This window comes from Leucobacter salsicius M1-8, from assembly GCF_000350525.1.
Taxonomy (GTDB): Bacteria; Actinomycetota; Actinomycetes; order Actinomycetales; family Microbacteriaceae; genus Leucobacter; species Leucobacter salsicius.
The window spans coordinates 80,855-91,100 of record NZ_AOCN01000027.1 but is presented as its reverse complement, the minus strand read 5'-3'; the positions used below and the strand labels follow the sequence as shown (position 1 = coordinate 91,100).

The following is a 10,246-nucleotide window of genomic DNA, read 5'->3' as shown; positions in this document are numbered from 1 at the left end:
TGTGCCGGAGCGACCCAGAAAGTCCTCATCGACAACGACGGCCGCATCCTCGGGATATCGAGCCCCACCCGCATCTTCACACCGCATCAGCGGCGCGCGATCGCGGCCCGCGACGGCGGCTGCATCATCCCGGGGTGCACGGTGCCGGCGACATGGTGCGAGGTACACCACGTGACACCATGGGCAGAAGGTGGCCCGACGACCACCGACAACGGGGTGCTGTTGTGTTGGTGGCATCACCGCAGTATCGAGGTCAGTGGCTGGCATGTTCGCATGGTGCGGGGCAAGCCCGAGGTGTTAGCGCCGAGGTGGGTGGATCCTGAGCTGGAGTGGCGGCCGGCGCGGCCGCTGTGGGGGGCCGCGATGGCGCGCACCTCCGGGAAACCGGTGCCGGGTACGCCGGGTACGCCGGGTACGCCGGGTACGCCGGGTACGCCGAGCAAACCGAGTACGCCGCTGCGGGGACCAGAAGTGTCTCCGGCGCGGCAGCGATAGTGCAAAAACCTCCCGGGGCAGAAGTCTGCCCCGGGAGGTTTTGTGTCTTGGATCAGCTCTAGTTCAGCACTAATGCCAGTCCAGATCAGTGCTAGCTCAGATCAGTGCTAGCCCAGATCAGTGCTAGCTCAGATCGGTACTGGCTCAGATCGGTGCTGGCTCAGAACAGTGTCGGGGGAGCCTCGGGGGCTCCCACACGCACCTCGGGCGAGGGAGCAGCGCCCGCCAGGCCCGGGCCGTGATCCGGAGCTCGTCGAGCCTGGAAGGCCGTCGCAGCGGCACGCGCGCGATCATCAGCAGCCTCGTTCAGCGGGTGCCCGGCATGGCCCTTGACCCACTGAAACTTGACGTTGCGGCCCACCATGGCCTCGTCGATCTGTTCCAGCAGTTCACGATTGAGCACGGGCTTGCCGTCGGCCTTGCGCCAGCCGCGCTTCTTCCAGCCGGGCATCCACTGTGTCACCGAATTGATGACGTACTGGCTGTCGCACAGCACGGTGAGCGGCTCAGCCGCGCGTGCGCTCGTCGCGTGCAGCAGATCGAGCACCGCCATCAGCTCTCCCTGATTGTTCGTGGCACGGGGCCAACCGCCCGCACGCCACTGGTCGCCGTCAATAACCCAGGCCCAGCCGGCAGGCCCGGGGTTGCCCAGTGCCGATCCATCGGCCGCTGCAATGAGACTCATGCGCTTAGGCCTCCTGATCGTTCAAGCGCTCGATGGGCATGGTTGCATCAGCCGGGAGCTCAGACGATGCCTGTGACTGCGCCTCTGCCTCCGCCACGGGGGCATCGACGAGGCGACCGGCCACGGTGCTCATCTTCTGAGCGTTGGTGATGACCTCACCCAGGCTCTCGAAGTAGCGGGCCACCGCACCGCGCTCGACCTTCAGCTGCGTCATACGATCCTCAGCCGCAGCGAGCACCTTGGTGGCGCGCTCCTCGGCCGCGTGGAAGGTGATCTGCGCGCGACGCTCCGCCTCCAGCACGGTCGTGGCCGCATCCGCCTCAGCCTGAGCGCGCGTGGTGCGCGCGTCGTGTGCCGCCTCCGACGTGACGCGGTCGTACTCCGCGCGTGCCAGGTCGAGTTGTGACTGGAGCTCCGCGAGCTCAGCGGTAGCCGCAGCAATCTCGCGGCTGGATGCATCCTGCGCGGCGCGCTGGCGCTCTGCAAGATCCTGCTCCAGTGCATCGCGCTGCTGGCTCGATGACGTTGCAAACTCCAGCGTGTCGGCTTCTATCTGCTCCCGCAGCGCACGAGCGGCATCCTCAGCATCGGCGCGCAGCGTCGCGAGCGCGCTCTCCTCGCTATCGCGGTACTGGGCGAGCTCCGCGACGGTGTCTGCACGCAGCAGATCCGTCTCTTCGGTCACCTCGGCACGCTTCGCAGCAATCTCGCGGGCGATTGCGTCGGCCTGCTGCTCGCGTTCGATACGCAGCGTTTCCTCGTGCTGCTCGCGCGACACCGCGATCTCACGCTCGTGATCCTCGCGCTCTCGGGCGAGGTCCGATGCGAGCTTCGTGCGATCGAGTTCGAGCTGTAGCTCGGCTGCCTCGCGCTCGACCCCGATCGACGCGGCGGCTGCCTCGCGCTCGACCATATTGTGCTCGGTGGCGGCCGTGCGCTCGTCCTCGATGCGACGCGCGTGTGCCTCAAGCTGGGTGGCAATGCGCTCGCCGTGCACGGCGAGTTCATCGGAAATCTTCGCCGCATGTGTTGCGGCCTCTTCGGCAAGCGCGCGCTCCTGCGTGGTGCGTTCGGTGCTCAGCTGCGCATCGTGCGTGCGGCGCTCAGCAGCGAGACGTGAGGCGAGCGCCTCGGACTCGTCGATGATGCGATCCTGGTGCTCGGCGAGATCCCGGCCGATCTTCTCCTCGTGTGCCTCACGCTCGGTCGCCAGCACGGTGTGCAGTGACTCACGCTCGCTCTGCAAGAGGGCATCCTGCTCCGTCCGCTCAGCAGAGAGGGCGGCCGCCTGATCATCACGCTGCGCGAGCAGGGTCGCATCGTGCGTCTCGCGTTCGACGGTCAGCTCGACGAACTGCGCCTCTCGTTCGCTGGCGAGAGCGGCCACATGTGCTGCGAGCTCTGACGCGAGGGAATCATCGTGCCCGGTGCGCTCACTCAGCAGCGCTGCGGCGTGCTCTGCGAGTTCAGCAGCAAGCTGCGTGTGCTGCTCCGCAGACTCCGCCGCAAGCGTCGCATCGTGCTTAGCACGCTCTGTCGCGAGCGTCGTGTTGTGAGCCTCACGCTCAGCGCCGAGGGTCGTGTCGTGGGCTTCGCGTTCAGCAGTCAGCGTGGAATCGTGTGCGTTGCGCTCCGCGTCGATGCGCGCCTCGTGTGCCTCGCGCTCGGACGCAATCTTGGTGAGGTGGGCCTCACGCTCATTGCCCAGCCGTGCCTCATGGGACACAATCTGGCTGCGAATCCGGTCGTCGTGGTCTTCCCGTTCCTGTGCGATGCTTGCGGCGTGCGCTTCGCTCTCAGCGGCGATGCGTGCAACGTGCGACGCGAGCTCCTGGGCGAGAGCCGATTCCTGGTCCGACCGTTCCGCGGTGATGCGCGCCTCGTGCGCGGCCCGCTCGCTCGTGAGCGCCGCCTGGTGGGCGGCGAGCTCAGCGGCGATGGCCTCGTCGTGGGCGGCACGCTCCGCGCTGATGGCGGCGTCGTGGGCTGAACGTTCGGACGACAGCGTAAATTCTTGGTCCGCGCGCTCGGTGCTCAGCGCTTCGTCGTGCGCGCTGCGTGCAGCAGCGAGCTCGGCCTGATGCGATTCCCGCTCCATCGCGATGCGTGCGCTGTGCTCAGTGGCAAGCCGCTCGATCTCCTCGGTGGCGTGAGCGTGTGCGCGCTCGCGCTCGCGCTCGGCCTGCTGAGCGAGCGTGGCTGCCTCGGCCTGGGCGGCGTCGGCCTCGCGCACGAGGGCTGCCGCCTGTGCGGCAAGCTCTTGCGCGATACGGCTATCGTGCGCGGCGACCTCTGCGCCCAGCCGTTTCGCCTGCGCGTCACGTTCCGCAGCGATGCTCGCGTCGTGGTCGGCCCGTTCCTGCGCGATCAGCGCACGCAGCGACTCCATCTCGGTGGTGAGCTCGCGGCGTTCCTGGTCGCTCCGAGCCTCGAGCTCGCGCGAGCGCTCTGTGAACCGCTCCTCAAGCTCGGCCTCTTCGCGCTGGCGCTTGGCCTCGAACTCGGCACGGGCGCGCTCGCCCTCCTGCACCAGGCGTGCTCGCTCGAGTTGGGCCTGGCGCTCGCTTTCAGCGCGTTCGCGCGCAAACGTGTCTGCCTGGCGTTCGGTTTCCTCGCGCAGTTCGTTCGCCGCGGCCTGCGCTTCGCCGCGCACCCGTGCTGCCTCGGCGCGCGCCGCCGCGAGCTCTGCTTCGGCGTCGCGGTGAGCGGTCTCGCGCTCCGCGGTGGCCTCGCGCGTCGCCGAGCTCCGGGTGAGTTCGGCATGTCGGTCTGACTCCGCGCGCAACTGCTCACGTTCGGCGTTGGCGTGCGCGGTCTGCTCTGCAAGGTCGGTGCGTGCGCCAGCGATCAAGGTTTCAGCCTGCTCGGCGGCGGCGGCGAGCAGTTCGTCGGCGCGCGACTGCGCCGACGACAACACGCGAGACGCCTCGTCCTCAGACGACCGGCGCAGTTTCTCTGCATCAAGATCAGCCTGCGCCATGAGGCGCTGTGCGTGATCCTCTGCAACCTGCAGGCTTTTTTCAACGCGCAGCCCCAGACCTGAGTATCCGGTGGCGCCCAGCTCAGACACCTGATCCTGCAAGTCGGCGATCAGCTCTCGCTGCTCCTGGCCGACCTGCGCCGCCTGCTGGTGCGCCTGTTGGAGCGATTCCAGATGCGACTGCAGCGTGCCGATGTGGCCAGTTAGCGACCCGATCCGCTCATCGACCTCGTCGCGATTGTAGCCGCGAAACGCAGGAGTGAACTGTGGGGATGAGTCGGACACGGGTCCTCCGAAATACCTAAAAACGGTCGCCCATGAAATGGGCGCCGTCGCGCGGGCACGTACCGCATCATGATAGTTGAAACGCAGCTCCGTTGCCCGTGAGCTCGCCCCGCGGGCGAGCTGCCCGCGCACCTCCCTCACTAAATCCGACGACAGTGACGCATGGGAATATCGGGAAGCTCCGGTAGCGTTGGGAGGTACCGTATTTCCTGAAGCGAGGAGCACCCCGTGCGACACGTGCTTGCAATCGTGGCCCTGGTGGCCGCCGGGCTGCTTTTGCTGCTCGGAATCGGCCAACGCACCTTTCTGGCTGGCCCCGCAGAGATCCGCTTTCCAGTGGACACCCAATCGGACACCGGTTACGCGATCATCGATGCGGCCGAGCTCGCAAAGGTCGAGGGTCAGGCCAACGTCGTAGTGCGCGGTGACACCGCGTTTGTGGCTACGGGCGCGACCCGAGATGTGCGCGGCTGGGTCGAACCCTACTCACACGCCGAGCTCACGGTCGACGCCTCCACGAAGACGCTGCAGACCGCGCTGGTGGCCCCCGCAATCGTCAACGAGGATACGGGGGAGGAACAAACCGCGCCGCTCGATCCGCGAGGCTCTGACCTGTGGCTCGAGGAGCGTGCCGTGACCGCGGTCGGAGGCGAACAGACCGCGAACGAGACTGACGCGCTGCGCGTACCGGTAGCGTTGCGCTCTGACCAGTCGGTCATCATCGCCTCCAACGGCACCGATCCGGTGCCCGCCGATGTCGCGCTCGTGTGGGCGCAAGACCGCAACACGCCCTGGGCCGGGCCGCTGCTCGCGGCCGGCGGCCTGCTCGCGCTCGCGGGCGGCGTGCTGTACCTGCTCGCGGTCGATCACGATCGCCGAGGCCTCGGGCCGCGTCGCGGTCGCCGCGGCCCGCTGCAGGGCCTACGCAACTCGTTCTCGCGCGGCCGTGCGGGCACGGCCGAAGCACCCGCATCGCCTGCAGCAACGCCGACTGAGCTTTCAGCTGCACCCCCAGCCTCAGAACCTACCTCGGAAGCGACTGTGACTCCTGACGCGCCAGCATCGCCCACGACGGAAACCACCCCGGGCGAAGGCGCCGGATCCGGCACCCGCGCACGCACCGCGCATTCGCGCCGCTTGGCGCTTCTGCCCGCGGTGGGCGTGACGCTTGCGCTCGGACTTTCGGGATGTTCGGCGAGCTACTGGCCGCAGCTGGGCGAGCAGCCGACGACCGAGAAGACTCAGGTTGAGTCGCCGGCATCTGGCATTGCGCCGGTTCCCGTCACGGCCGAGCAGGTGAGCCGCATCATCAAGAGCGTGTCGGAATCGGCCACCAGTGCCGACGAGGCGCTCGACCCGCAACGGCTCGAGACGCGGTTCGCGGGTGACGCCCTCGCGCAGCGAAAAGCAAACTATACGATTCGCGCGGCGATGCCGGACTACCCGGTGATCCCGCCCATCGTGACGAGCGAGGAGCTCGACTACCAGCTGATTCAGAGCACTGAAGGCTGGCCCCGCACGATTTTCGCCACGGTGGCCTCGAAGGCCGGCGACGGGTCAGAAGAGGCCTCGCCCTCGCTCGCCCTCATTCTGCGTCAGGAAAGCCCGCACGAGAATTACCAGGTGTTCCGCGTGATTGCGCTGCAGGGCGGCATTTCGATGCCGCAGGCGGCCCCGGCGGAGGAGGGCACCGCGGTGCTCGCGGATGACCTCGAAACGCTCATCATGCCCCCCGGAGAGGTGGGCGCCGCCTACGCCAAGCTGCTGCAGGACGGGACCGAGATCCCCGAGGCCGAGCTGTTTGCTGTGGAAGGCGACACGCTGCTCGAGAACTACGGCCGGGCGCGTGCGGCGAAGGCTCAGGCCGATTCTGACGGCAAGGGCCAGACGATGAAGTTCAGCGCGCTGGCCTACCAGAGTGACCAGCCGATCACCGCGCTGTCGACCGGCGCCGGTGGCGCACTCGTCGCCACCACCGTGATCGAAGAGCAAATCGTCGATTCGGCCGGAGGCCGCTACAAGCCGCAGGCACAGGACGCGGTCACCGCACTGTCTGGCCTGTCGGGTGAACAAGACAAGCTCGTGCAGAAGGTGGCTCACCAGCTGCTCTTCTTCGTGCCGAGCAAATCAGATCAGCAGAACGCCAAGATCGAACTTCTCGGCGTCACCAGCGAGCTCGTCGCCGCCACGAACTAGTCGCACTGACTGGTTGCACTGGTTGACCCGCACGAGCTGTACCGAACTACCTTGGAGGACCCCACGATGAGTAACCCGATGCCAGAGCGCCTGCCCGGAGGCGGCGTCGATCTCAGCCACCTGGCCGCACGCCACCAGGCCCAGGCGCAGGCCGCCGCCACCGGCCAAGCCGCACCCGGCGGCGCAGCTGGCCCCGGGGCTTCCGGCGCGTCCCACCAGACCGTCGACGTGCCCTCGCTCGTGCTCGACGTCACCGACGACACGTTCGAGCAGGTTGCCCAGCTCTCGGCTGTCGTCCCCGTTGTGATCGACCTGTGGGCCGAATGGTGCCAGCCGTGCAAGACGCTCGGCCCCATCCTCGAGCAGCTCACCCGCGAGTTCGGCGGTCAGCTGCTGCTCGCCAAGGTTGACGTCGACTCGAACCCCGGTATCGCGCAGGCGTTCCAGGCACAGAGCATTCCCACCGTGGTGGCGCTCGTGGCGGGCCGCCCAGTACCGCTCTTCCAGGGCGCGATGCCCGAGGCGCAGGTGCGCGAGTACTTCAACCAGCTGCTGCAGCTTGCGGCACAACAGGGCGTGACCGGTCGCGTCAGCGCCCCCGATACCCAGCAGGCCGTGGGAGGCGAGGGCGCTGAGCCCGCGGCTCCCGCCGAGCCCGAGATTCCCGAGGCACACCGCGCCGCGGTGGAGGCTGGCGAGAACGGCGACTTTGCGACCGCGATCGCCGAGTGGGAGCTGGTGTTGAAGAAGGCTCCCGCCGATGCCGTGGCCCGCGCGGCCCTCGTGCAGGTCAAGCTGCTGCACCGGCTCCAGGGCTACAGCATCGACGAGATTCGCTCGGCCGCGGGTCTCAACCCGAAGGACGTCGAAGCGCAGCTGCGCGTGGCAGACCTTGATGTCTCGGGCGGGCATATTGAGGACGGTTTCCTGCGACTGCTCGACCTCTTCGCCGAGCAGGACGCCGAAGGGCGTGCCCAGATTCGCGAGCGGCTGCTCGAGCTGTTCGAGGTCGTTGGCGTCGCGGATCCGCGCGTGATCGCGGCCCGGGGCCAGCTCGCGAACCTGATGTACTAATCCGGCACCTGCAACCCGAGGAACCACCCCCGTGCGCGCCTATCTCGATCACGCCGCCACCTCGCCCATGCCCCGCGAGGTGCGCGAGGCGTACCTCGACGCACTCGGAGTGGTGGGAAACCCGTCTTCGACGCACCAGCACGGGCAGCTCGCAAGCGAAGCGCTCGAGACCGCGCGCGACCGGATCGCCTCGGCGCTCGGTTGCGACCGGGCTGAGACGATTCTCACGGGCGGCGGCACTGAATCCATCAATCTCGCGATTAAGGGCATGTTCTGGGCGCGCAGGCGTGCCGGATCGGGCCCGGTGATCCTCGTGGCCGCAGGCGAGCACCACGCGACCTTCGAGGCCGCGCAGTGGCTCGCGGAGACGCAGGGCGCGACGCTGCTCGAGGTGCCGATCGATGCCACGGGTGGCATCACGCCCGAGGCGCTTGCGCACGCCATCGCTCAGGCTGGGCCGGATCAGGTCGCGCTCGCGACCCTGATGTGGGCGAACAACGAGGTGGGTACCGTGCAGCCCGTGGCCGAGCTCTGCGCCGTTGCGCGTACACACGGCATTCCCGTGCACGTCGACGCCGTGGCGGCCCTGGGCCAGGAGCGCATCGACTTCGCCGCGACCGGCGCCGCGGCGCTCAGCGTCTCGGCACACAAGATCGGTGGCCCGGTCGGGGTGGGCGCGCTGGTGCTGGGGCGCCGCACGGTCGCGGATCCGCTGATGCACGGAGGCACGCAGCAGCGCGCGCGATCCGGATCCCAGAATGTTGCGGGCGCCGTGGCGTTTGCGGCCGCGATCGATCTGGCGCTCGACGACCGCGGGGAACCCTGGGCGGAGCGCATCGCGCGCACCCGCGTGCTGCGCGACCGGCTGGTGTCGGGCGTGCGCGAGGTCGCACCCGAGGCCGTGATGCGCGGGCCTGGCGCCGAGTCACGGCTGGTGGGCAATGCGCACTTCACCTTCCCCGGATGCCAGGGGGACTCGCTCGTGTTTCTGCTGGATGCCGCCGGGGTCTCGGCATCGGTGGGTTCCGCGTGTCAGGCGGGCGTGCACGAAACCTCGCACGTACTCCTCGCCATGGGCGTGCCCGAGGACGAAGCCGCCGGGGCGCTGCGCTTCACAATTGGGCCAGACACGGCCGACAGCGAGATCGACGCGCTGCTCGAGGCGTTGCCCGCAGCGGTCGCGCGCGCACGCGTCGCCGGCCTGTCCTAGGTGTCCCGTCGTAACAGGCTGGTCTGGAGTGAGCGACGCGCCTGTCAATTGCTCGAATGTGGGTCGTACACAGACCGAGGCGAGTAGACTATCCTGATGAAAATCTTGGCGGCTATGAGCGGTGGCGTGGACTCCGCAGTGGCGGCAGCGCGCGCCGTTGAAGCGGGGCACGAAGTCGTTGGCGTACACCTCGCCCTGAGCCGAATGCCGGGCACAATTCGCACCGGATCGCGCGGATGCTGCACGGTGGAAGACGCCATGGACGCGCGGCGCGCGGCGAACCTGCTGGAGATCCCCTTTTATGTGTGGGACCTCAGCGAGCGCTTCAAGGAAGACGTCGTCGACGACTTCATCGCCGAGTATGCCGCGGGGCGCACCCCCAACCCGTGCATGCGGTGCAACGAGAAGATTAAGTTTCAGGCGCTGCTCGACAAAGCCATCGCGCTCGGCTTCGACGCCGTCGCGACGGGACACTACGCCACGCTCGAACCGGGCCCCAACGGGCCGCAGCTGCACCGCGCGAGCGCGTGGGCGAAGGACCAGTCGTATGTGCTGGGCGTGCTCACTGAGAAGCAGCTCGCACACTGCTACTTCCCGCTGGGTGACACGCCCTCGAAGCAGCTCATTCGAGCCGAGGCGGCCGAGCGCGGGCTCCAGGTCGCGCAAAAGCCCGACAGCCACGACATCTGCTTTATTCCCGATGGCGACACACGTGGTTGGCTCTCCGACCACTTGAACCGCACCCCGGGTGACATCGTGGACGAGACGGGCGACGTGGTCGGCCAGCACGACGGCGCGCACGGTTACACGGTAGGGCAACGGCGTGGACTCGCGATCGGCAGACCCGCGGCCGACGGCAAGCCGCGGTTTGTGCTGTCGATTCGCCCGGTGTCCAACCAGGTGGTCGTGGGGCCACGCGAGAGCCTCGCGATTACTCGGATCGCCGGCGGACGCTATAGCTGGGCGGGTGAGCCCGGGTTTGACGTGGCTGAGCAGTTCAACTGCGAGGTGCAGATTCGCGCCCACGCCGATCCGGTACCCGGGTTTGCGCGGTTGATTCCCATTCTGGAGTCGGAGCGCACCGAGGAGCACCGTGCGGACGCGACCCACGAGCTCGTCGTAGACATTGATCTCGAGCATGCCGAGCCGCTGCTCGGGGTGGCTCCCGGCCAGACGGCCGTCGTCTACGTGGGCACGCGAGTGCTGGGCCAGTTCACGATCGACCGCGCGGTGCCCGCGGAGGCGGCCGGATCGGACGACGCGGCGACTGATGCACTCGCTGATGAGTTTGTCGGGGCACACTAGCCCCGCACAATCTACA

The 10,246-nt window shown here is 68.1% G+C and carries 8 protein-coding genes; 5 read left to right on the top strand and 3 right to left on the bottom strand.

The window, feature by feature from the left end; genetic code table 11:
• Window positions 1-267: hypothetical protein (locus C795_RS17630; RefSeq protein WP_232225501.1), on the bottom strand; the 267-nt coding region annotated here is incomplete at its 3' end.
• Between C795_RS17630 and C795_RS17765 the strand changes: the two genes are divergently transcribed.
• Window positions 172-495 (top strand): HNH endonuclease signature motif containing protein, encoded by a 324-nt coding sequence (locus tag C795_RS17765; RefSeq protein WP_332248484.1) that lies wholly within the window; start codon window positions 172-174, stop codon window positions 493-495. The genes C795_RS17630 and C795_RS17765 overlap by 96 nt on opposite strands.
• 160 nt (window positions 496-655) lie before the next feature.
• Here the strand turns inward: C795_RS17765 and C795_RS16175 are convergent, their stop codons facing one another.
• A complete protein-coding gene (locus tag C795_RS16175) occupies window positions 656-1,180 on the bottom strand; it encodes a ribonuclease H family protein (protein WP_017794390.1) in 525 nt (174 codons plus the stop codon).
• A gap of 4 nt (window positions 1,181-1,184) precedes the next feature.
• The gene (locus C795_RS0114085) at window positions 1,185-4,445 is read right to left on the bottom strand and encodes a hypothetical protein (protein WP_157487159.1); all 3,261 of its coding nucleotides are present in this window, start codon (window positions 4,443-4,445) and stop codon (window positions 1,185-1,187) included.
• A gap of 228 nt (window positions 4,446-4,673) precedes the next feature.
• Here C795_RS0114085 and C795_RS0114080 point away from each other — a divergent pair, with 228 nt between their 5' ends.
• The 4 genes from C795_RS0114080 (at window position 4,674) to mnmA (ending at window position 10,230) form a co-directional block, all read left to right on the top strand.
• A complete protein-coding gene (locus C795_RS0114080) occupies window positions 4,674-6,641 on the top strand; it encodes a hypothetical protein (protein ID WP_017794388.1) in 1,968 nt (655 codons plus the stop codon).
• Between the two features lie 66 nt (window positions 6,642-6,707).
• The gene (locus tag C795_RS0114075; protein ID WP_026139705.1) at window positions 6,708-7,715 is read left to right on the top strand and encodes a tetratricopeptide repeat protein; all 1,008 of its coding nucleotides are present in this window, start codon (window positions 6,708-6,710) and stop codon (window positions 7,713-7,715) included.
• Between the two features lie 31 nt (window positions 7,716-7,746).
• The gene (locus C795_RS0114070; RefSeq protein WP_017794386.1) at window positions 7,747-8,925 is read left to right on the top strand and encodes a cysteine desulfurase family protein; all 1,179 of its coding nucleotides are present in this window, start codon (window positions 7,747-7,749) and stop codon (window positions 8,923-8,925) included.
• Between the two features lie 96 nt (window positions 8,926-9,021).
• Window positions 9,022-10,230, top strand: coding sequence for a tRNA 2-thiouridine(34) synthase MnmA (mnmA, locus tag C795_RS0114065; RefSeq protein WP_033349830.1), 1,209 nt, complete (start codon window positions 9,022-9,024; stop codon window positions 10,228-10,230).
• The last annotated feature ends 16 nt before the right edge of the window (window positions 10,231-10,246 follow it).